The sequence below is a fragment of the Sphingomonas sp. 77B genome (assembly GCF_056497825.1).
The window spans coordinates 2,487,493-2,509,371 of record NZ_JBWMBY010000001.1; the positions used below are offsets into that span (position 1 = coordinate 2,487,493).

General features: G+C 66.4%; 22 protein-coding genes. 15 read left to right on the plus strand and 7 right to left on the minus strand.

The features are described 5' to 3' along the window. Positions 1–27: 27 nt before the first annotated feature. From AC1GI4_RS11745 to AC1GI4_RS11755, 3 genes are all read left to right on the plus strand, one after another. A complete protein-coding gene (locus AC1GI4_RS11745; protein ID WP_479629616.1) occupies positions 28–510 on the plus strand; it encodes a hypothetical protein in 483 nt (160 codons plus the stop codon). A 93-nt stretch (positions 511–603) separates the two neighbouring features. Next, on the plus strand, positions 604–1,137 hold the full coding sequence (locus tag AC1GI4_RS11750) for a DUF3617 domain-containing protein (RefSeq protein WP_479629617.1): 534 nt from the start codon (positions 604–606) through the stop codon (positions 1,135–1,137). Positions 1,138–1,464: 327 nt separating this feature from the next. Beyond that, complete coding sequence (locus AC1GI4_RS11755; protein ID WP_294268680.1) at positions 1,465–1,863, plus strand: hypothetical protein; 399 nt, start codon at positions 1,465–1,467, stop codon at positions 1,861–1,863. Between the two features lie 91 nt (positions 1,864–1,954). Here AC1GI4_RS11755 and AC1GI4_RS11760 read toward each other — a convergent pair whose 3' ends face one another. The 3 genes from AC1GI4_RS11760 to AC1GI4_RS11770 form a co-directional block, all read right to left on the minus strand. Next, the gene (locus tag AC1GI4_RS11760; RefSeq protein ID WP_433909143.1) at positions 1,955–2,716 is read right to left on the minus strand and encodes a sulfite exporter TauE/SafE family protein; all 762 of its coding nucleotides are present in this window, start codon (positions 2,714–2,716) and stop codon (positions 1,955–1,957) included. Positions 2,717–2,861: 145 nt separating this feature from the next. Continuing rightward, positions 2,862–3,266 (minus strand): hypothetical protein, encoded by a 405-nt coding sequence (locus AC1GI4_RS11765; RefSeq protein ID WP_433909142.1) that lies wholly within the window; start codon positions 3,264–3,266, stop codon positions 2,862–2,864. Then, positions 3,263–3,694, minus strand: coding sequence for a TIGR01244 family sulfur transferase (locus AC1GI4_RS11770; protein WP_294268685.1), 432 nt, complete (start codon positions 3,692–3,694; stop codon positions 3,263–3,265). Before AC1GI4_RS11770 ends, AC1GI4_RS11765 begins: the two co-directional genes overlap by 4 nt. A 157-nt stretch (positions 3,695–3,851) precedes the next feature. On the opposite strand from AC1GI4_RS11770, the gene AC1GI4_RS11775 reads away from it, so the two are divergent. The 6 genes from AC1GI4_RS11775 (at position 3,852) to AC1GI4_RS11800 (ending at position 11,013) form a co-directional block, all read left to right on the plus strand. Beyond that, complete coding sequence (locus tag AC1GI4_RS11775; RefSeq protein WP_479629618.1) at positions 3,852–4,877, plus strand: YncE family protein; 1,026 nt, start codon at positions 3,852–3,854, stop codon at positions 4,875–4,877. Between the two features lie 48 nt (positions 4,878–4,925). Then, positions 4,926–6,086, plus strand: coding sequence for a lycopene beta-cyclase CrtY (crtY, locus tag AC1GI4_RS11780; protein WP_479629619.1), 1,161 nt, complete (start codon positions 4,926–4,928; stop codon positions 6,084–6,086). Further along, complete coding sequence (locus AC1GI4_RS11785; RefSeq protein WP_294268692.1) at positions 6,083–7,558, plus strand: phytoene desaturase; 1,476 nt, start codon at positions 6,083–6,085, stop codon at positions 7,556–7,558. Before crtY ends, AC1GI4_RS11785 begins: the two co-directional genes overlap by 4 nt. A gap of 423 nt (positions 7,559–7,981) precedes the next feature. Next, on the plus strand, positions 7,982–8,938 hold the full coding sequence (locus AC1GI4_RS11790) for an alpha/beta hydrolase (RefSeq protein WP_479629620.1): 957 nt from the start codon (positions 7,982–7,984) through the stop codon (positions 8,936–8,938). A 75-nt stretch (positions 8,939–9,013) separates the two neighbouring features. Then, the gene (locus AC1GI4_RS11795) at positions 9,014–9,916 is read left to right on the plus strand and encodes a hypothetical protein (protein ID WP_479629621.1); all 903 of its coding nucleotides are present in this window, start codon (positions 9,014–9,016) and stop codon (positions 9,914–9,916) included. A gap of 146 nt (positions 9,917–10,062) precedes the next feature. After that, on the plus strand, positions 10,063–11,013 hold the full coding sequence (locus tag AC1GI4_RS11800) for an IS481 family transposase (protein WP_479629622.1): 951 nt from the start codon (positions 10,063–10,065) through the stop codon (positions 11,011–11,013). A 244-nt stretch (positions 11,014–11,257) separates the two neighbouring features. On the opposite strand, the gene rlmN is transcribed toward AC1GI4_RS11800, so the two are convergent. The 3 genes from rlmN to AC1GI4_RS11815 form a co-directional block, all read right to left on the minus strand. Further along, entirely contained in the window at positions 11,258–12,466 is a 1,209-nt protein-coding gene (gene rlmN / locus AC1GI4_RS11805; RefSeq protein ID WP_042485348.1) for a dual-specificity RNA methyltransferase RlmN, read from the minus strand. Positions 12,467–12,631: 165 nt separating this feature from the next. Further along, positions 12,632–13,096 carry a hypothetical protein gene (locus AC1GI4_RS11810; RefSeq protein WP_479629623.1) on the minus strand — a complete coding sequence of 155 codons (465 nt, stop codon included), beginning with the start codon at positions 13,094–13,096 and terminating at the stop codon, positions 12,632–12,634. Further along, a complete protein-coding gene (locus AC1GI4_RS11815) occupies positions 13,093–13,737 on the minus strand; it encodes a histidine phosphatase family protein (RefSeq protein ID WP_479629624.1) in 645 nt (214 codons plus the stop codon). Before AC1GI4_RS11815 ends, AC1GI4_RS11810 begins: the two co-directional genes overlap by 4 nt. Positions 13,738–13,882: 145 nt before the next feature. On the opposite strand from AC1GI4_RS11815, the gene AC1GI4_RS11820 reads away from it, so the two are divergent. The 4 genes from AC1GI4_RS11820 to recF all read left to right on the plus strand — a co-directional run bounded on the left by AC1GI4_RS11820 (position 13,883) and on the right by recF (position 17,423). Beyond that, a complete protein-coding gene (locus AC1GI4_RS11820) occupies positions 13,883–14,491 on the plus strand; it encodes an outer membrane protein (protein ID WP_257575250.1) in 609 nt (202 codons plus the stop codon). 151 nt (positions 14,492–14,642) lie between these two features. Continuing rightward, a complete protein-coding gene (dnaN, locus tag AC1GI4_RS11825; protein WP_479629625.1) occupies positions 14,643–15,758 on the plus strand; it encodes a DNA polymerase III subunit beta in 1,116 nt (371 codons plus the stop codon). Positions 15,759–15,766: 8 nt separating this feature from the next. After that, positions 15,767–16,090 (plus strand): type II toxin-antitoxin system PemK/MazF family toxin, encoded by a 324-nt coding sequence (locus AC1GI4_RS11830; RefSeq protein ID WP_479629626.1) that lies wholly within the window; start codon positions 15,767–15,769, stop codon positions 16,088–16,090. Positions 16,091–16,379: 289 nt separating this feature from the next. After that, positions 16,380–17,423 (plus strand): DNA replication/repair protein RecF, encoded by a 1,044-nt coding sequence (gene recF / locus AC1GI4_RS11835; RefSeq protein WP_479629627.1) that lies wholly within the window; start codon positions 16,380–16,382, stop codon positions 17,421–17,423. Between the two features lie 174 nt (positions 17,424–17,597). Here recF and AC1GI4_RS11840 read toward each other — a convergent pair whose 3' ends face one another. After that, complete coding sequence (locus tag AC1GI4_RS11840) at positions 17,598–17,981, minus strand: hypothetical protein (protein WP_479629628.1); 384 nt, start codon at positions 17,979–17,981, stop codon at positions 17,598–17,600. 194 nt (positions 17,982–18,175) lie between these two features. On the opposite strand from AC1GI4_RS11840, the gene gyrB reads away from it, so the two are divergent. Both gyrB and AC1GI4_RS11850 read left to right on the plus strand, forming a co-directional pair. Next, positions 18,176–20,668, plus strand: coding sequence for a DNA topoisomerase (ATP-hydrolyzing) subunit B (gyrB, locus tag AC1GI4_RS11845; RefSeq protein ID WP_479629629.1), 2,493 nt, complete (start codon positions 18,176–18,178; stop codon positions 20,666–20,668). Between the two features lie 124 nt (positions 20,669–20,792). Continuing rightward, positions 20,793–21,542, plus strand: a complete 750-nt coding sequence (locus tag AC1GI4_RS11850) for a class I SAM-dependent methyltransferase (protein ID WP_479629630.1) — start codon at positions 20,793–20,795, stop codon at positions 21,540–21,542. Positions 21,543–21,879: the final 337 nt, after the last annotated feature.

The window sequence follows — 21,879 nt, forward strand, 5'->3', positions numbered from 1 at the left end:
CGGGCCGACATTTTGAAAAGGCCCGTCATGCTAACCGAGCTTCGGGGCCATCACGCCAGGCTTGTCCGCTGGCTGGATGACCATCGCAACCTGTGCGACGCCGCACAGCCCGATTACCGAGCCCTGCGGCATGTCCGGTGGCAGATCGCCCAGGCCAGTCGCCAGCGCCTGGCCTTCCTGACGGGCACCGTCTTCCCGTTCGTCGAGAAGCATGGCCATCTGAAGGCCGCCGTTGGGTTGCTGACGCTGCGCAACGAGACACCGGCCTATGGCCAGGTCCTGTCGGCCTTCATCGCCCGCTGGTCGATGGAGGCGGTGATGGCCGATCCGGGCGGCTATGCGCTGGCGGCGCAGGACTATCGCCGCGATGCCGACAAGCGGCTGTTCGCGGAGGAACGTCATCTACGCCTCCTGACGACCGAGGTCGAATGGCCGCCGGGCGGCGTTTTCGTCGTGCCGAACCACAACGCTGCGTCGACCGGCCTCCCTTCGTCCCGCCCGGTATCATAGCCGAAACCGAAACCCGGGGACGATCCATGTGTTGGTGTACCACCGGCGGAACGGCAACAGCCGATACCGCCCGCCAACGAAGGAGGGTTTCGCATGAAGTTGTTCGTTCCGCTGATCCTGATCGGCGCGCTGCCGCTCGCCGCCTGCGACCAGAAGACCGGCTCGACCACCGTGACCAGCAATGCGGCGACCGGCGAAGTGACGGAAACCCAGACCGGATCGGGCTCCGCCGTCGCCAAGCTGGAACCCGGCAAATGGGAGGTGAAGACCCAGGTCAGCGACCTGAAGATGGCCAACATGCCCAAGGGCGTCAGCTCGACCCCGCCCGCCCAGACCAACAGCATCTGCCTGACCGCCGAACAGGCCGCCAAGGGCCCCGCCGAACTGTTGAAGCAGGCGCAGTCGGATTGCACCGTCAAGAGCTCGACCTTCGAGGGCGGCAAGGTGGAGAGCGAGCTGACCTGCAAGATGCCCGGCGACATGACGATGCACAGCAAGACCAGGGGCAGCTTCACGGCGACCAGCTTCACCACCGATCAGGACATGGAGGTGACCGGCGCGCATCCGATGTCGCAGAAGATCCATACCGAGGGCCGTCGCATCGGCGCCTGCGACGCGGCGAAGTGATCCGGGACCGGGTCGGGGGCAAGATCCCGGCCCGGTGCCTTGGCACCCGATGGCGCGTTAAAACTTGATTTAGATTGGTCTGTCAGAATGCCCGTCCAGCAGGAGGCCTTCGATGACCAATTAGCAAAGCATGTTCGTCGCACTCGGCCCCGGCCCGGTGCGCGATGACGAGGCGGAACGGTCGGGGGGGGGCCGCTACCGCCGTTGATCTTCCCGAATTGCCTGCCTGCCACCGTTCCGACGTCGTGGCGAAGGCCATCATGATGGTGCCGAGACTCCCCGATGCTGCCCGAATGGCTTGAAATGCGTGATATGCTGGTGCGGTCCATGAGCGAGCACCGCGCCCTCTGCCAAGCGGCGACGCCCGATCCGGTCGCCCTCAGCCGCAGCCGCTGGCTGCTGTCCAATGCCAGCCGCCAGCGCGCCAGCTGGCTCGTCCATACCGTCAATCCCGTTGCCGAGCGGCTGGCCCATACGCCCGGCGGTGCCGCATGGCTGGCGTTCCAAGCGACCGCGACCGACTATCGCCAGGGCATCTCCGCCTTCCTGTCGCGCTGGCCGATCGAGGCGACCGTCGCCGACTGGGCCGGGTATCGCCGCGATGTCGTCGCCCTGCGCGGCACGATAGCACCGCGCCTCCGCCAGGAAGAATTCGCGATCCGCGCGCTGGCGGCGGCGCTGGAGGCTCAGGGCGATATCCCGGCGGTCGTCACGCGTCAGGCATAGCCTTCGCATGAAGGGACGGCGCGTCAGATGACGACCGGCTGTTTCCGGACGCCGTCCTTGCTCGTTTCCGCAGCGGGCGGGGCGGTGCCGATCAGGCGATATACCCTCGATAGAAGAACACCGCCGTCGTCACCGTGGTCAGCAACAGCGTCCAGCCCCGGACCAGTCCGGCGGGCAGCCTGCGCCCGATCAGCGCACCGCTCCAGCCGCCGATGACGCCGCCCGCCAGCATCGGCAGGCACTGCGCCCAGGCGACCATCCCCGTGACCACGAAGACCAGTGTCGCCGCGGCATTGGCGGTCGCCAGCATCAGCGTGCGCGGTGCGGCCAGCTGCGCCGGGTTGCGCCCGGAGAGCAGACCCCAGGCAGCAGTCAGCATCATGCCGATGCCGCCGCCGAAATAGCCGCCATAAATGCCCAGCACGGCCTGCGCGGCCATCAGCGCGCGCGGCCCCGGCTTGGCGATCCGCGCCAGCCATTCCGAGGCGTGGCGGCCGCCCGCGATCGCGATCGTCGCGGTCAGCAGCAGCCAGGGCACGATCAGGTCGAAGGCACGGGGCGGCGTCAGGAACAACAGGATGCTCCCCACCAGCGCGAAGACGAAGGTCAGCGCCGCCATCCGCCGCATCGTCACGCCCATCACCGGCTCCAGCCCGTGACGATAGGCCCAGACGCTCGCCATCGCGGCGGGCTGGAGCGCGACATTGGACGTCGCATTGGCGATGGTGGAGGGCAGGCCAAGCGCGATCAGCGTCGGCATGGTCGAAAAACTGCCGCCGCCCGCCAGCGCATTCATCGCGCCGCCGACAAAGCCCCCGGCCGCGGCGAGCGCGAGGAAGGTCCAGTCGATCATGGGGGGCCTTGCCCCTCCACCACCCGGCTGCGCCGGGCGGTCCCCCTCCCCAAGCGAGCTTGGGGAGGATTTTGGATTACCATTCCTCCCCATCTCCGATGGGGAGGGGGACCATCCAAAGGATGGTGGAGGGGCCTTCCCCCCGTCAACGTGGCGCCAGCCGCCGGATGTCGAGCACGTCCACCCCGGCGAGCAAAACCGGCCCGAAACGCCCCTCGACCTCCGCGACGATTCCCTCGGCGGTCGAGCGTACCCGCGTCCAGGGGATTTCGCGCACCGCGATCCGGCGGCCCTGCAGCTTGATCGCCGCGACCCGACCATCGGTCGCCACGGCCAGCGCACCCTGGCCATCGGCGCCGACCACGGCGCCCGCGACGGTAAAGCCCGCCAGCGCCGCCTCGGCCGCGGCGGCGACATCCTCGGGCGAGCCGACCCGGTGGTCGCGGCGGCGGGTGCACAGCCAGGCGATACCCGCCCCGCCGAGCACGACGCCCGCGCCCAGCCCGGCCAGCACCCCGGTCGGCACCGTACCGACGAGCGGCAGGATCATCCGGCGTTGCCCGCCAGCGCATCCAGCGTCGGGCGCAGGCCGGACAGGTCGTAACCCGCCCCTTCGGCCTGCATCACGATCAGGGTCGGGTTGCGTCCGGCCTTGGCGGCCGCCAGCGCCCACAGATTGCAGCTGCGCGTACCCGACCGGCAATAGGCCAGCACCGGCCCCTTGGCCTCGACCAGCGCCTGGGTCATCTGGTCGACCATCTCGTGGCTGAACCCGCCGGGCGTCACGGGGATGGCGGTATAGGCCAGCCCCTGATCCTCGGCGGCGGCGCGAATCGAGTCGCCGGTCGGCTGGCCCGGCTCCTCGCCGTCGGGACGGTTGTTGACGATGGCGGCATAGCCCGCCGCCTTGATCGCGGCGACGTCCTCTGGCCGGATCTGGGGAGCGACGGCGACGCTTTCGTTCAGGGTGCGGATCATGCGGTTCACCTATTCAATGGGCCGTTTCACCGCAACCGGCGGCGAGCCTGCTTTGCCCGAAAAGACGCATCAGTTCCGCATCGGCTCCGTCGCCCGGCGGAACATACGGCCGCGCGCCACGTCTGGCTGTCATCCCCCGTTGTTCAGGAGTCGCCCCATGCCGCTGATCGATCGCCGTCAGGGCCTGTGGAGCCTGGCCGCCCTGGGCGTGGCCTCAGCCCTTCCCCTTGCCTGGGCGCGCCGGGCGCAGGCGGCGGCCGTGCAGCGCGGTGTGCTGGCGGTCGTCGAAAAGGGCACGGGGGGCGTCGCCTTCTATCGCGTGCCCGATGGCGAGCGGCTGGGCCAGGTTCCGCTGGGTATCCAGCCGCACGAGATGGTCGCCGATGCGGACGGCCGCTTCGCCTATGTCGGCGGTTACGGCGTGAAGGGCTGGCAGTTCGGCGGCGAGGGCGGGCATCAGCTCTGGGCGATCGACCTGCAGGCACGCAGGCTGGCCCGCACCATCGACCTGTCGCCGCACCGTCGCTGGCACGGGATGCGGATGGACGCCAAGGGGCGCCTCTATGCGCTGTCCGAAACCGACAGCCTGCTCGCCCGATTCAACACGCCCGCCACCGCCGACAGCCCCGACCGGATGATCCCGGTCGGCGGCGCGCGGAGCCACTATTTCGTGGTGAAGGCCGATGGTGCCCGCGCCTATGTCGCCGATACGATGAGCGGCATGGTCATCATGGTCGATCCCGACGATGCCAGCTTCGCGCCAGTCAAACAGCATATTGGCAAGGCCCCCGAGGGGCTGGCGCTCAGCCCCGACGAGCGCACTCTCTATGTCATCGATCGCCCGGCTGGGGTTCTCCACGCGCTCGACGCAGTGACGCTCCAGCCACGTGCCCGCACGAAACTGCGCGGCGAGGCGGTGCGGGTGGTCGTGGCAAGTGACGGCCGCTTGATCGTGTCGAACACCGCCGACAAGAGCCTGACCCGCCATTCCTCCACGACCCTGGCCGAGGAAGCCCGCCTGCCGCTGCCCGCCGCCGCGCCGGGGCTGAACCTGCCCGCCGGAGGGTCGATTCTCTATGCCGCGCTGGAGAATAACCGGATCGCGATCGTCGATCTGGCGGCATGGAAGATCACCGGGGGCTTTGCGACCGGCGACGCGCCCGACACCGCCGTCCTTCTGTAATGGTACCGGCCCTTTGCGTCGGCCACGCTTTCCGGTAGCGGTAAAGCGATGGCTGCCAAAATCTCCTGCGATGTCGCGATCATTGGCGCAGGCCTGGCCGGGGGCCTGATCGCCCTTGCGCTTAAGGCCCGCCACCCCGCGCTGGACGTCCGGCTGGTCGATACGGGCGAGACGATCGGCGGCAACCACCTCTGGTCCTTTTTCGGCAGCGACGTGGACAAGCGCGACCGCTGGATCGTCGAGCGGCTCGTCGCGCATGGCTGGCGCAGTTACGATGTCGCCTTTCCGGCCCACTCGCGCACCCTGAACCAGACCTATTATTCGATCGAGAGCCACCGGCTCGACGCCGAGGTGCGCCGGGTCCTGCCGCCGCACGCGCTGATCCTGGGACGCAAGGTGCTGGCGGTATCGGCCACGGCCGCCGTCTTCGCCGATGGCGACCGGGTGGAGGCGACGGGCGTGATCGACGCACGCGGCGCGGGCGACCTGTCCTCGCTGTCCTGCGGCTGGCAGAAATTCGTCGGGCAGGAGCTGAAGCTCGCACGCCCGCACGGCGTCGAGCGGCCGGTGGTGATGGACGCGACCGTCAAGCAGCTCGACGGCTATCGCTTCGTCTACACCCTGCCCTTTGCCGAGGACCGGATCTTCGTCGAGGACACCTATTACTCGACCTCGGCCGAGCTGAACCGGCGCGCCATCGTCCAGCGGATCGAGCGCTATGCCGAGGCACGTGACTGGGTGGGGGCCGAGGTGGTGCGCGAGGAGGCGGGCGTGCTGCCCGTCGCGATGGGCGGCGATTTCGACGGTTACTGGCGCAGCGGCGGGGCCAAAACGCCTAAGGCCGGGATGCGCGCGGGGCTGTTCCACCCGACCACGGGCTATTCGCTGCCCGATGCGATCCGCATGGCCGCGATGCTGGCCGATCGGCGCGACTTTGCGGGCGCCGACCTGCACGACGCGACCTATCGCATGGCGCGCGATGCCTGGGACGCACGCGGCTTTTACCGTATGCTCGACACGATGTTGTTCAAGGCCGCGGAGCCGGATGAGCGATACCGCGTTCTGGAGCGTTTCTATCGACTTCCGCCCGACCTGGTCGGGCGTTTCTATGCGGGGCAATCGACCATGGCCGACAAGGCACGAATTCTGACCGGACGGCCGCCGGTGCCGATCCTGCGCGCCATCGCCGCTTTGCGAGGTCGGGCATGAAGAGCGCGGTCGTCATCGGATCGGGTTTCGGCGGGCTGGCGCTGGCCATCCGCCTGCAATCGGCGGGCGTGCAGACGACAATCGTCGAGGCGCGCGACAAGCCGGGCGGGCGCGCTTATTATTGGGAGCGTGACGGCTTCACCTTCGACGCCGGGCCCACGGTCATCACCGATCCGGCCTGCCTGGAGGAGCTGTGGGCGCTGACCGGCCGGTCGATGTCCGAGGATGTGAAGCTCGACCCCGTCAGCCCCTTCTACCGGCTGAACTGGGTCGACGGCACCAATTTCGACTATAGCAACGACGACACCCAGCTCCGCTCGGAAATCGCCAAGCTGAACCCCGCCGATATCGAGGGCTATGGCAAGTTCCTCGACTATGCCGAGGGCGTGTACCGCGAAGGCTATGAGAAGCTCGGCCATGTCGCGTTTCTCGACTTCGCCTCGATGGTGAAGGCCGCGCCCGCGCTGGCGAAATACCAGGCATGGAATTCGGTCTATGCCATGGTGTCGAAGTTCGTGAAGTCGGAGAAGCTGCGCGAGGCGCTGTCCTTCCACACGCTGCTCGTCGGCGGCAATCCGATGACGACCAGCGCCATCTATGCGCTGATCCACAAGCTGGAGCGCGACGGCGGCGTCTGGTTCGCGCGCGGCGGCACCAATCGCCTGGTGGCGGGCATGGTCGCGCAGTTCGAGCGGATCGGCGGTGTCATCCGCCTGGGCGATCCCGTCACCCGGATCGAGACGCTGGGCGACCGCGCGACCGGCGTCGTCACCAAGAGCGGCCTGACCATCCAGGCCGATGCCGTCGCGACCAATGCCGACATCATGCACAGCTATCGCGACCTGCTGTCTGACAACCGCTCGGCGCGGCGGACGGTCAACCGGCTGGAGCGCAAGCGCTATTCGCCGTCGCTGTTCGTCGTCCATTTCGGCATCAAGGGCGCGTGGCCGGGCATCCCCCACCACATGATCCTGTTCGGCCCGCGCTATAAGGGCCTGCTGACTGATATCTACGACACCGGCGTGCTGTCGGAGGATTTCTCGCTCTACCTCCACCACCCGACCGTCACCGACCCAAGTCTGGCGCCCGAGGGGCATTCGACCTTCTATGCGCTGGCGCCGGTGCCGCACATGGGCAAGTTCCCGATGGACTGGGACGAGGTCGGGCCGATCCTGGAAAAGCGTATCCTGGACGAAGTGGGTCGTCGCCTGATCCCCGACATTCACGAGCGGATCGTGACCAAGTTCCACTACGCCCCGGCCGATTTCGCGACCGACCTGAACGCGCACATGGGCTCGGCCTTCTCGCTGGAGCCGATCCTGACCCAGAGCGCCTATTTCCGGGTCCATAATCGCGACGATTCGATCCCGAACCTGTATTTCGTCGGGGCGGGCACGCATCCGGGCGCAGGGATTCCGGGCGTGGTCGGCAGCGCCAAGGCGACGGCGGCACTGATGCTGGGGCGGCAGTAAGGGCACCGGCCTACTTTCCCATTTAATGGACGGTAGGCCGGTATTTTTAGGTAATTGTCACTTTGCCGACAGCCCCACAATCGGGACATTTGGGCTTCATGCGGTCAATAGCATCAGAAAGCGTCGTATAGGTGCAGGTAAATCCTTCACCAGAAAAGCCAGACAGACTATATTCCTCATACTGCCTTGAAAAAGGAGCGTCGTTCTCGCGCCAAATGACTGCTCCCTTGTGACCGCATTCGCATGTGATAGGCTCGGTGTGCCTTGTTGTCATAAGACCTCCTTTTTTAATATTACCATATAGGAGGATCGACCCCAGAGCAAATGCGACGACTGTACGACTTTTCGGAGAGATGAGGGCCTACCAATCACTTCGGTTCTTCGTTGGCAAAGTTGAAATAATGTGGTCAAAAGGAGTAGGTCATGTCATTGGTCACGCTGCTCGCCGCCATTCTCGCTACCGCCACGCCGATGGCCGATCGCGACATTGCTGCCCCGGGCCCACAGGGGCCGCTGAAAGGCAGCTGGACCGGGCCGGAAGGACCCAGGGTGCCGGTCGTCCTGATGATCCCCGGATCGGGCCCGACCGACCGCGACGGTAACAGTCCGCGCGGCCTGAAGGCCGCCTCGTTGCGTCTGCTGGCGGAAGGGCTGGCGAACAGGGGCATCGCCAGCGTGCGCATCGACAAGCGCGGCATGTTCGCCAGCGCGGGCGCGATCCCCGATGCCAACAAGGTGACGATCGACGACTATGCCGCCGACACCCGCGCGTGGATCGCCGCGATTCGTGCGAAGACCGGAGCCCCTTGCGTCTGGGTGCTGGGGCATAGCGAGGGCGGGCTGGTCGCGCTCGATACCGCCGCCGCCAGACCGGCCGGACTGTGCGGCGTCATCGCCGTCTCCACCCCCGGACGACCGCTGGGTGAGGTCATGCGGGCACAGCTCCATGCGAACCCCGCCAACGCGCCCCTGTTGCCCGATGCCGACCGCGCAATCGATGCACTGGAGGCCGGGCGGACCATCCCCGCCACCAGCCTGACGCCGCCGCTGCCGATGCTGTTCGCCGACGCGGTCCAGCCGTTTCTGGTCAACAGCTTTGCCAAGGACCCCGCGAAGCTGGCGGCGGCGACCGCAAAGCCGCTGCTGATCGTGCAGGGTGAATCCGATCTGCAGGTCACGGTCGAGGATGCGAAGATCCTGAAGGCCGCCCAGCCGAAGGCGACCCTGGTGTTGCTGCCCAAGGTCAATCATGTGCTGAAGACGGTGGAGGGCGACAACCGCGGCGCGAACCTGGCGACCTATGCCGACCCGAACCTGCCGCTCGCGCCCGGTGTGGTGACGGCGGTGGTGGACTTCGTCACGAACCACCCGGCGCAATAAAGTCCGATCCGGTCACAAAGCCGACATGATTGGCACCGATCGTTGCCCGGTCGTCACGACACCGGGAGAGTTCTGATGCGCCGTCTTGCCTGCCTGTTCCTGGCCACCTTGACGGCCGCCACGCCACCGACGCCGGAGCGGGTGATCGCACCGGATGGTCGCGAAACCCTGTCGGTCAACGGCGTCACCCGCTCCGTGCTGATCGATCCGGCGGCGCTCGGCATTCCGATCATCACCAAGAGCTATGCCGACGCGGCGGGTATGAAGCCGGGCATGATCGAACTTGGATTTCGTGTCGGGCCGGTGCGGATCGACGGAAAATCCGCCGTGGCCGAGGTCCAGTCCGGTGCGGGCGCAGCGTTCAAGCGGCGGATCGCCTTTGCCGAGCAGCCCTATGCCAAGGGTTTTGACGGCGTGTTCGGCCCCGCCAGCCTGGCCGATCCCGTTATCCGCTTTCGCCTGCGTGAGCCTCAAGCGGGCGAGCGAACCGTCAGCCTGCCGATGGTCGGCGGGGGCGGCGTGTTCGGCGACTGGGGATCACGCTATGTCGTGATAGCAGTCGAGGGGGAGCCGATGCGTGTGATCTTCAATCCCCGTAATCCGCGCAGCACGACCAATGCGGGCGGTGCGGTTCGGCTCGCCCGGGCGTATGGCGGCGAGCTGTCCGGTGCGCCGACCCAGCAGGAAATCGTCTTCGGGGTAACACGACCGATCCGGACGATGACGTTGAAGACGCCCGTGGCGATCGGCCCGTTCGCGATGTCGCAATTGGGCGTGCGAACCGTCGATTTCGGCAGCACGGCGACGATCGCGGATGCCGATGCGCCGGCGGGTGACCCCGATGAAGTCGTCGTGACCGGCAAGGGAAAGCATAATGCCAAGAAAGACTGGCTGTCGATCGGCGCGGACCAACTGAACCGTTGTTCGTCGATCGTCTTCGACAAACCCGCCAGGCAGGTCCGGCTAAGCTGTCTCTGACCCTCTTTCCCCTGTGAGAATCTTGTCGCGCAACTGCTGGTAACGGGAAGGGTATGGTGATGCCGGAGCCGCTGGTATAGCGGCTCTAGGTGTTTGATCCCGGCATTTGATGGTGCATCATCGGCGCAAGCCTGGAAGGAAGCCTTATGGGACAGGTTTTACACGGGAGCGCCCGCACGACAGAGGCAGTCCGTCGAGCGATACAGCATAGTCAAGAGAGCCTGAGGGTTCTGGCGAAGCGCCACGGGATCAACCAAAAAACCGTGGCGAAGTGGAAGAAGCGCACAGCGGTCAAGGATCTGCCGACCGGACCGAAGAATCCGCACTCCACGGTACTGACCATCGAGGAGGAGGCTGTCATCGTGGCCTTCCGCCGGCATACGTTACTGCCGCTGGATGACTGCCTCTACGCGCTTCAGGCGACGATCCCACACCTGACGCGCTCGTCGTTGCATCGCTGTCTACAGCGTCACGGGATCAGCCGCCTGCCCGAGGTCACCGGCGACAAGGCTCCGAAACGCAAGTTCAAGACGTACCCGATCGGCTACTTCCACATCGACATTGCCGAGGTTCAGACTGCCGAAGGCAAACTACGACTGTTCGTTGCAATCGACCGGACCAGCAAGTTCGCGTTCGTCGAATTGCATCAGGAAGGCGGCAAGATGATCGCGGCGCAGTTCTTGCGCAATCTGGTCGCGGCCGTGCCCTATCGTATCCACATCGTGCTGACAGATAACGGCATCCAGTTCACCAACCACGCTCATCACAAATATGCCTTCCACCACATCTTCGACCGCGTGTGCGAGGAGAACGGCGTCGAGCACCGGCTGACCAAGGTAAAGCATCCGTGGACCAACGGGCAGGTGGAACGGATGAACCGAACCATCAAGGACGCGACCGTCAAGCGCTATCACTACGACAGCCACGACCAGCTACGGCAACATCTCGGCGACTTCGTCGCCGCCTACAACTTCGGCCGCAGGCTCAAGACGCTCAAAGGCCTCACGCCCTACGAGGCCATCTGCAAAGCATGGCAGAACGAGCCAGCACGCTTTACATCAAACCCGCACCATCAAATACTGGGACCAAACACCTAGAGCAAGATGACATAAGATGAACTTACCCCTCCCCTTCAGGGGAGGGGCCGGGGGAGGGGCGTTTCCGCAAACGTGCGGTCTGTGGCGAGGCCCCACCCCAACCCCTCCCCTGAAGGGGAGGGGCTTACGTTGGTTCAAGGCAATATCATCACAGTCTAACTGGGGGGGCGGGGGGGCCGCCTCCCTATGCCCACTCCCCGGCGCGTCCCTTTCCCACGGGCATGTTTGCAGGGAAGAAAAAGACTCAGCCCAAAGCCGCGAACTTCTCTTCCGCCTCGCGGTCGAGCTGCGCGCGGCTCTTCTTCTCGGCGGCTGTCTTCAACTGGCCGCAGGCCGCGTCGATGTCGCGCCCGCGCGGGGTGCGGACGGGGGCCGAGATGCCGCCCTCGAACACGATGTCGGAGAAGCGCCGAATACGCTCGGGCGTCGAGCATTCGTAATCGGCGCCGGGCCAGGGGTTGAACGGGATCAGGTTCACCTTGGCGGGCAGGTCGTAATGACGCAGCAGCCGAACCAGCTCATGCGCATCGGCGTCCGAGTCGTTCTTGTCCTTCAGCATCACATATTCGAACGTAATGCGCCGGGCGTTGTTCGCGCCCGGATAGTCGGCGCACGCCTGAAGCAGTTCCTCGATGCCGTATTTCTTGTTGAGCGGCACCAGTTCGTCGCGCACGTCCTTGGTCACCGCATGGAGCGACACGGCCAGGTTCACGCCGATCTCGGCACCGGCGCGCGCCATCATCGGCACGACGCCGCTGGTCGACAGGGTGATGCGACGCTTGGAGAGCGCCAGGCCGTCACCGTCCATCACCAGCTTCAGCGCATCGCGCACCGCATCGAAGTTATAGAGCGGCTCGCCCATGCCCATCATGACGATGTTGGTCAGCATGCGGCCTTCCGGCTGGCTGGGCCATTCGCCGAGCGAGTCGCGGGCCAGCATGACCTGCCCGACGATCTCGCCCGCGGTCAGGTTGCGGACGAGGCGCATCGTGCCGGTGTGGCAGAAACGGCAGTTCAGCGTGCAGCCGACCTGGCTCGACACGCACAGGGTCCCCCGATCGGCGTCGGGGATGAACACCATCTCGTAATCCTGCCCGTCGGCCGAGCGGAGCAGCCACTTGCGCGTGCCGTCGTTCGACACCTGCGCCTCGACCACCTCGGGACGGCCGATGACGAAGCGTTCCTCCAACCAAGGATGCTGCGCCTTGGCGATGTCGGTCATGTCGGCGAAGCGCGTCGCGCCGCGATTGTAGAGCCAGTGCCAGATCTGCTTGGAGCGCAGCTTGGCCTGCTTCAATTCCATGCCGCCCGACAGCAACGCCTCGCGCAGCTGATCCTTGGTCAGGCCGATCAGGTCGACGCGACCATCGGGACGCGGCTGCACGCCACGCGGCACGGGCACGGGATCGATGTGCCCCGGAATGGGCATGAGGGCGGCCGAAACTGTCTGCATGGCGTCCCCATAGCGCAAAATCGCGGACATTTCCATCCTCCCCGATACGGGGAGGTGGCAGGCCGGAGGCCTGATGGAGGGGGGCTTCCACACCGGATGTCCTGTGCGGTGATCCCCCTCCACCAGCTTCGCTGGTTCCCCTCCCCGTGCCGGGGAGGATTGGGTTCACCCCACGCACGCCAGCGTCGCCGCGTCGATCGCGGACGCGGCGCCCGCCAGGGCATAGGTGTCGGCGAAGGGGCGGTGGCGCTGGTCGACGGCGGAGAGGCTCATGCTGCGGCCCGAGCGCATCGCCATGACCAGCGCGTGGTCGGTGGCGGCGTCGGGGGCCCAGACGTCCCTGTCGCTGCCGACCAGCGGAAAGCGCCGCTCGCCGATCGCCAGCGTGACCGTCGCGGCGCGGTTGCGGGGGAGGCTGAGGCGCGCGTGGAAGGATTCGCGCAGACGCTTGGCGGGCCAGGTGCCGACGCTGGCAAAGCCGCCCGTCCGGCCGTTCGCCAGCACCGGCCTGGCGATGGCATAGCAGCGATCGGGATCGCGAAACGCGCCCCAGCCCTTGTAGATGCCGATCGTCTCGCGCGCGAGGACGGGGGTAGCGACCAGCGCAAGGCAGAGCGCCAGCCGCTTCATGGGCCAGCCCGGTGAATCACGGTTTCGACGCCGCCCTCGATCATCACGATCGATCCCTGCGGCAGGCGTTCGGCCACCGGCACGCCGCACAGCGAATCGTCGGCCAGGCCCAGCATCAGCCCGCGCAGCACCCGGCTGGACAGGCCATGCATCAGGATCAGGCGATCGCCGTCATGCCCGGCGGTGTCCGCCAGCCACGCCGACAGCCGCGCCGCCATTGCCGCATAGGTCTCGCCGTCCGGCGCGCCGACCGCCATGCCGTGCGGGTGCACGATGGGGCCGTGAATCGCAGTCAGCGTCGCGAAATCCTGTCCGCCCCAGCTGCCGAAACCCAGTTCGATCAACCGGACATCATGCCGCGTCACATGCCAGTCGAGCGCCAGATGCTCGGCGATCACCGCCAGGGTCTGAAGCGCGCGGCCCGTCGGCGAGGACCAGAGGGTCAGGGCGGGGGACGTGCCCAGCCGTTCGCGCAAGGCTTCGCCGATGGCGTCGGCCTGGGCAAATCCCCGCCGGGTCAGCGGCGTGTGCAGTTCGACCCGGTCGCCCTGGATGCGTCCGATCCGGTTGAACACCGTCTCGCCATGCCGGGCGATATAGTCGCGGCCTTTCCGGGCAGGCGATGCTTGCAGGGGCGTCATGACCCGCCATCCCTGTCGCGGCTGTTGCGTCTATGCAACGCTTTTTCCTGTTTAGCTGAGGTTCATGCAACGTCCGCGCTTTCGCGCCATTGGTGCGGCAACCGCCGAATGTAACGGCGGCCGGTACAGTAATGGAGTATAGTGTATGCGTAAGCTCATGCTCGCCGCCCTGGCGACCTCGGCAGCCATCGCCGCTGCGGCCCCCGCCGCCGCCCAGACCGCACAGCCCTTCACGGGTTTCCGCGTCGAGGGCCTGATCGGCTATGACAGTCTCAACGATCGTCAGGGTCAGGACAAGAGTTCGAGCGATGGCGTGCTCTATGGCGCCGCGATCGGTTACGACATTCCGGCAGGCCCGGTGGTGCTGGGCGCCGAGGGCGAGATTTCGGGCAGCAGCTCGGACACGCGCAGCAACGGCATCCGCGTGCCCGGCGACCAGTTCCGCCTGGGGGCGGGGCGCGACCTCTATGCCGGTGCGCGCGTCGGCTACATCATCTCGCCGGTCGCGATGGGTTACCTGAAGGCCGGTTACACCAATGCCAAGTTCGATGCGCGCTATACCACGGCGGGCGTCACCACCTCGAACGACCAGGAAGTCGGCGGCTATCGCCTGGGCGCAGGCCTCGAATATGCGATCAGCCCCAACACCTTCGTAAAGGGCGAATATCGCTATTCGCATTATGACGAACTGGACGGCGTCGGCATCAACCCGAACCGCCACCAGCTGATGGCCGGTCTGGGCCTGCGCTTCTAAGCCGGGATTCTTTTCCACATTAACGGTGGTTTTACCACCAGTGTAAGAGGGGTCGGAGCCTTGCTTCGGCCCCTTCTTGGCGGGTAGGAACCAAGGCCATTTATCATTCGGACTCGGGGACCATGCGGTCGTTCCGGCGGGGGATCAGGAAATGAAGGCGACGATCGAACGCGCAACGCTGCTCAAGGGGTTGAGCCATGTCCAGTCGGTGGTGGAGCGGCGGAACACGATTCCGATCCTCTCCAACGTGCTGCTGGAGGCGACCGCCGAGGGCCAGCTGCGCATGATGGCGACCGACCTGGACCTCCAGATCAACGACAGCGTCGCCGCCGCCGTCGACCAGCCGGGTTCGACCACCGTGTCGGCGCACACGCTGTTCGACATCGCCCGTAAGCTGCCCGAGGGCGCGCAGGTCCAGCTGACCGCCGCCGAGGGCCGCATGACCATCGTGGCGGGCCGCGCGCGCTTCTCGCTCGGCACCCTGCCGCGCGACGACTTCCCCGTCATCGCCGAGGGCGAGCTGCCGACCCAGTTCGAGCTTTCGGTGGAGCTGCTCAAGCAGATCATCGACAAGACGCGCTTCGCCATCTCGACCGAAGAGACGCGTTATTACCTCAACGGCATCTTCCTGCATGTCGCCGAGGATAACGGCCAGCCCGTGCTGAAGGCCGCCGCCACCGACGGCCATCGTCTGGCCCGCGTCACCATCGAGCGCCCGAACGGTGCCGAGGGGATGCCCGACGTGATCGTGCCGCGCAAATGCGTGGGCGAGCTGCGCAAGCTGCTCGACGAGGTGGACGGCTCGGTCGGCGTGTCGCTGTCGGGCACCAAGATCCGCTTCGACCTGGGCCAGGCGATTCTGACCTCCAAGTTGATCGACGGCACCTTCCCCGATTACAGCCGCGTGATCCCGACCGCGAACGACAAGATCCTGAAGCTGGACCCCAAGGCGTTCATGCAGGGCGTCGACCGCGTCTCGACCATCGCGACGGAGAAGACCCGCGCGGTGAAGATGGCGCTGGACCGTGACCGGATCACCCTGTCGGTGACCAGCCCCGAAAACGGCACGGCGTCGGAAGAGGTGCCGGGCGAATATACTTCGCTGGGCTTCGAGATCGGCTTCAATAGCCGCTATCTGCTCGACATCCTGGCACAGATCGACAGCGATACGGTCGAGGTTCACCTGGCCGACGCCGCCGCCCCGACCCTGATCCGCGAGAATGACAAGGCCCCTGCGCTCTACGTGCTGATGCCGATGCGGGTGTAAGCGGTCGGATGGGATTGCTTTACTATCCTCGACCCGGCGAGATCCTGATCTGCCGGTATGACGAGGTGGTAATTGAACCCGAAATGCGAAAGGCGCGCCCCGCGCTCGTCGTAGGGCCGCGTCTTCGTCGTCGAGGGCGGTTGGTGACGATCGTTCCGCTCAGCACCACCGATCCGGAGCCGCCCGAGGCCTATCATTGCCGGATCGCCCTGGCTGAACCCTTGCCGCTGCCGTTCGACAGTCCGGTGATGTGGGCGAAATGCGATCTGTTGTCGTCGGTTTCGCTGGATCGGCTCGACCGGTTCAAGCTGCCGAGACGGCGTGGCGATTAGGGTCGGCAATGGGCGACGGGACGTGTCGAACCGGCCCAGTTGCGGGATGTTCGAGCCGCCATCCTCTGTGGCCTCGGGCTCGATTCCTTGACAAAATGGCTCTGATCTAATATATGCATCGTGTTCCCGCTCTGTCTCGGCATCGGTCTTGGAGACTGTCCTTTCGGGGGCAGCCGGCTTCATCTTGGCGATAACAAGCCTTTGAAGTCGTAGGTGGGAAAGGGCTGCTTCGGCGGCCCTTTCTTTTTTCGTGCGAGGCACGGATTTCTGCCATAGCCGTCTGGCAACCATGCTCACCCGTCTTGTCCTCACCGATTTCCGGAATCATGCCGACCTCGCGCTGTCACCGGCGGCGGGGTTCGTCGTGCTGACCGGCGAGAATGGGGCTGGCAAGACCAACGTGTTGGAGGCGGTGTCGCTGCTCGCGCCCGGTCGGGGGCTGCGCCGCGCGGCGCTGTCGGCGATGGCGCGGCAGGGGGGCAAGGGCGGGTTCGGTGTCGCGGCGACGATCGTCGGCGATGTCGAGATCGCGACCGGCGCGCTGGCTTCCGCACCCGAGCGGCGGGTCGTTCGGGTGCAGGGGGCGGCGGCAAGCGCCAATGCGCTGGCGGACTGGCTTTCGGTGCTGTGGCTGACCCCGGCGATGGACCGCCTGTTCGTCGAGCCCGCATCCGAGCGGCGGCGGTTCCTCGACCGGCTGGTGCTGGCGCTGGCCCCGGCGCACGGGATGCACGCGACCCGCTATGACGCGGCCATGCGCGAGCGCAACCGGCTGCTGGCGAGCGATGGCCCGGTCGATCCCGACTGGCTGAGCGCGCTGGAGGCGCGGATGGTCGAGCATGGCGCGGCGCTCGACGCTGCGCGTGTGGCGGCGGTGGCGGCGCTCGACCAGCGGCTGGAGGAGGCACCCGACAGCGTGTTCGCCCGGGCCGCGCTGGCGCTGGAGGGGGAGGCGGTCGAGCCGGCGGCATTTGCCCATGCGCTGGCCATGGGACGCAGGCGCGATGCGGCGGCGGGGCGCACCTTGGTCGGGCCTCACCGGGCCGACCTGTCCGTGACGCATGTCGCCAAGGGGCAGGCGGCGGCGCTATGTTCGACGGGGGAGCAGAAGGCGCTGCTGCTCGGCATCGTACTGGCCCATGCCGATCTGGTGACCGAGCAGCGCGGGCTGCCCCCTGTGCTATTGCTGGACGAGGTGGCGGCGCATCTCGATCCGTCGCGCCGCGCCGCGCTGTTCGAGCGGCTGGCGGGGCGGGGGCAGGTGTGGATGACCGGGACCGAGCCCGGGTTGTTTACGGATGTGCCGGGGGAGGCGACGCGGGTTATGTTTTAGGTTGGGGCTCGGTGAGACACTGGAGCCCTCCCCCATCCCCTCCCGCCTGCGGGAGGGGTGCGTTACCGGGTGGCGTTCGGCACGCCTTCGAAGTGGATTCCTAAGGTTCGACCAAAGCACGCCCCTCCCGCAAGCGGGAGGGGATGGGGGAGGGCAGGTGTCTCACCGAGACCATCACCCCCGACAGACCCGCATCGCCACCCCATCCAGCGCCCGGTCATAGCTTGCCGTCTCACCCGCGCTCAGAAATCCCTGCTTCGCCACGAAGCGGTTCGCGTCGCGACGGATGCGCGCGACCGCATTCCAGAGCGTCTGCGTCTCGGCCTGCGACAGGCGACGCGCCTTGCGGGCGGTGCTGATATCCGCCTGGAGGATATTGGCGCGCATCGCGATATGGGCCTGGCGCGGATCGCGGATGGTGCCGCCGGTCGGCGCCTTGAGCGTCCGCTGCCGCGCCAGATCGCAGCTGGGATAGTCCTTCCGCCACGACTGCGCCGATAGCGGGGCGGCGGCGAGCGTCGCCAGCATGACGGGGAGGAGGAATATCTTACCAGTCATAGCCATCTCCGATGCCAAAAGCGGGATCAGGATACGCGCCGACGGAGCGTCCGGCTCCCGACCGGGGCATGAAATCGGCGTCACAAACGGCGTGCCGTCGCCCGGTTTTTCCGCCCGGCGCAAGGGCGTGCGAAAGGGCCGCCGCCCCTCCCATTTCGCTTTCTTTGGGGCCCTGTAATTCCTATATACTCGCTATGGCAGATACCCCCCAGACGAACGAATATGGCGCCTCCTCGATCAAGGTGCTGAAGGGCCTCGACGCGGTGCGCAAGCGGCCGGGCATGTATATCGGCGACACCGACGATGGCTCGGGCCTCCACCACATGGTGTTCGAGGTGTCGGACAACGCGATCGACGAAGCGCTGGCGGGGCATTGCGACCGCATCGACATCCAGCTGAACGCCGACGGCTCGGTCAGCGTGACCGATAACGGCCGCGGCATCCCGACCGGCATCCACCCCGAAGAGGGCGTGTCGGCGGCCGAGGTCATCATGACCCAGCTGCACGCGGGCGGGAAGTTCGAGAACACCTCGGACGACAACGCGTACAAGGTTTCCGGCGGCCTGCACGGCGTCGGCGTGTCGGTGGTCAACGCGCTGTCCGAGTTCCTGGACCTGACCATCTGGCGTGACGGCGAGGAGCATTACATGCGCTTCGCCCACGGCAATGCGGTCGCGCCGCTGAAGGTCGTCGGCAAGGCCGAGCCGGGGCAGAAGGGCACCCGCGTGACCTTCCTGCCGTCGCCCGCCACCTTCAAGATCACCGAGTTCGACTTCGCCAAGCTCGAACATCGCTACCGTGAGCTGGCCTTCCTAAACTCGGGCGTGCGCCTGTTCCTGACCGATGCGCGGCACGAAGAGCCCAAGACGGTCGAGCTCTATTATGAAGGCGGGATCGCCGCCTTCGTGAAGTGGCTGGACCGCTCCAAGTCGCCGCTCTTCCCCGAACCTATCGCCATCCATGGCCAGCGCGATGCGATCGGCATGGACGTCGCGCTGGAGTGGAACGACAGCTATTACGAGAACGTTCTGGCGTTCACCAACAACATCCCCCAGCGCGACGGCGGCACGCATATCGCGGCCTTCCGCGCCGCGCTGACCCGCACGCTCAACAATTATGCCGACAAGTCGGGCCTCCTGAAGAAGGAGAAGGTCACGCTGACCGGCGACGACATGCGCGAAGGCCTGACCGCGATCGTTTCGGTCAAGCTGCCCGATCCGAAGTTCAGCAGCCAGACCAAGGACAAGCTGGTGTCGTCCGAGGTGCGCCAGCCGCTGGAATCGCTGATCGCCGACAAGCTGGCCGACTGGCTGGAGGAAAATCCCGCCAACGCCCGCGCCATCATCGCCAAGGTGATCGACGCGGCGGCGGCGCGCGAAGCGGCCAAGCGCGCGCGTGAGCTGACCCGGCGCAAGGGCGTGATGGACATCGCCTCGCTGCCCGGCAAGCTGGCCGATTGCCAGGAGCGTGACCCCGCCAAGTCCGAACTCTTCCTGGTCGAGGGTGACTCGGCCGGTGGTTCGGCCAAGCAGGGGCGCAACCGCCATTTCCAGGCGATCCTCCCCTTGCGCGGCAAGATCCTGAACACCGAGCGCGCGCGGTTCGACCGCATGATTTCGTCCAAGGAAATCGGCACGCTCATCCAGGCGATGGGCACCGGCATCGGCCGCGACGATTTCAACGCGGACAAGCTGCGCTACCACAAGATCGTCATCATGACCGACGCAGACGTCGACGGCGCGCATATCCGCACGCTGCTGCTGACCTTCTTCTATCGCCAGATGCCCGAGCTGATCGAGCGCGGGCACCTCTATATCGCCCAGCCGCCGCTGTATAAGGCGACCAAGGGGCGGTCGGAGGTCTACCTGAAGGACGACACCGCGCTCGACGAATATCTGGTCGAGGCGGGCGTCTCCACCATGGTGCTGGAAGGGGCTGGCGGCGCGCGGTCGGGCAACGACCTGAAGGCGCTGGTCGATCATGCGCGGCGGATGCGGACGCTGATGCGGTACGTACCGCGCCGTTATGACGCCTCGATCATCGAGGTGCTGGCGCTGGCGGGCGCGCTCGATCCGGTGCTGACCCGCGAGCAGCGCATGGCGACGGTGGTCGAGACCACGCGGCGGCTGGAATCGGGCGATCACGAGGCGCGCTGGTCGGCGCGCCTCACGGAAGATGGCGGTGTCCATTTCGAGCGTCTGTGGCGCGGCGTGACCGATCACCACATCGTCGAGGCCAGCTTCATCGCCTCGGCCGAGGCGCGCAAGCTGCATAGCCTAGCCGCCGAACAGGCCGAGAGCTTCGCGCACGCCGCCAAGCTGGTGCCGCTGCGCAACGCCGCGACCGAGCCGTCGGCGGACGTCGTGCCGACCGATGAGGACGGCAACGCCACGACGCTGGCGCGCGGCGAAACCCGCGTCGCGCGGCCGAGCCAGTTGCTCGAGGCGATCCTGACTGCGGGCCGCAAGGGCCTCGCCATCCAGCGCTACAAGGGGCTGGGCGAGATGAATGCCGAGCAGCTGTGGGAAACCACGCTCGACCCGGCGGTTCGCTCGATGCTGCGCGTGACCTCGGACGATGTCGCGGCGGCGGACGAGGTGTTCAGCCGGTTGATGGGCGAAGTGGTCGAACCGCGCCGCGAGTTCATTCAGGACAATGCGCTGAACGTGGCGAATCTGGACGTGTAAGCCAAATAATCCCGCCCTCCGTTCGGGCTGAGCGAAGTCGAAGCCCAAGGGAATCGCGTGGCCTTCGACTGCGCTCAGGCGGAACGGAGCGGTGAATGGACCAGTCAAGCAGGAGAGAGCAGGCATGAAGGCGATCGCACTGGGGCTGATGCTGGCGGCGGGCGGAACCGTCGCGGTGGCGCAGCAAAAGCCTGCCGCTCCGGCCAGGGTCCCGGCCTTTATCGCCGCCGCGCTGGCCGACCCCGCGCGCGCCGACCAGGCGGGGGACGACGAACGCCGCCAAGCCGCCGCTGTCCTCGCCTTTTCCGGTGTGAAGCCCGGCGACACGGTGATCGATTACCTGCCGGGCAAGGGCTATTGGACGCGCGTCTTCTCGGGCATCGTCGGGCCGAAGGGCCATGTCTATGCCTATTGGCCCGCCGCCGGGCAGAAATATGCCGAGAAGTCGCTGCCCATGATCCAGGGCTGGAACCTGCCCAACGCGACCGCGCAGGTGCAGGCGGTGAACCTGCCCGCCTCGGACAAGCCGGTCGACCTGTTCTGGACGGTGCAGAATTATCACGACGTCGCCAACAATGCGGGCGAACCGGCGCTGCGCGCGTTCGACCAGGCGGTGTTCAAGCTGCTGAAGTCGGGCGGCACCTATGTCATTATCGATCATGCCGACACGGCGGGTCGGGGGCTGGCCAATACCAACACGACGCACCGGATCGATCCGGACTATGTGAAGCGTCAGGTCCAGTCGGTCGGCTTCCGGTTCGTTGGCGAAAGCAAGGTCCTGCGCAACCCGGCGGACGATCATTCGAAGAATGTATTCGATCCCGCCATTCGCGGGCGGACGGATCAGTTCGTCTACAAGTTCCGCAAGCCCTGAGGTCGATGGCTTAAGCCCCTCCCGCAGGCGGGAGGGATTTGGGGAGGGCGGGCACCTCGTAGAGACGGTCGCTTGTGGCGTGCCCTCCCCCATCCCCTCCCGCCTGCGGGAGGCGAGCGGCTAAAGGCGGGCGTTGGGACGTGGCTTTCGACTTCGCTCAGGCTGAACGGGTGTTGGGGAAGACCTGTCCCTCGCTCCGTTCAGCCTGAGCCCTTCGGCTGGCTGGCAAGCTGGCCGCTCAGGACAAACTTCGGCACTTTGCGTTGAAGTCGAAGGCCACGGATCGTCCGCAGCCGCGAAACCTAGACCGTAATGACATTGCCTTGAATCAACGTAA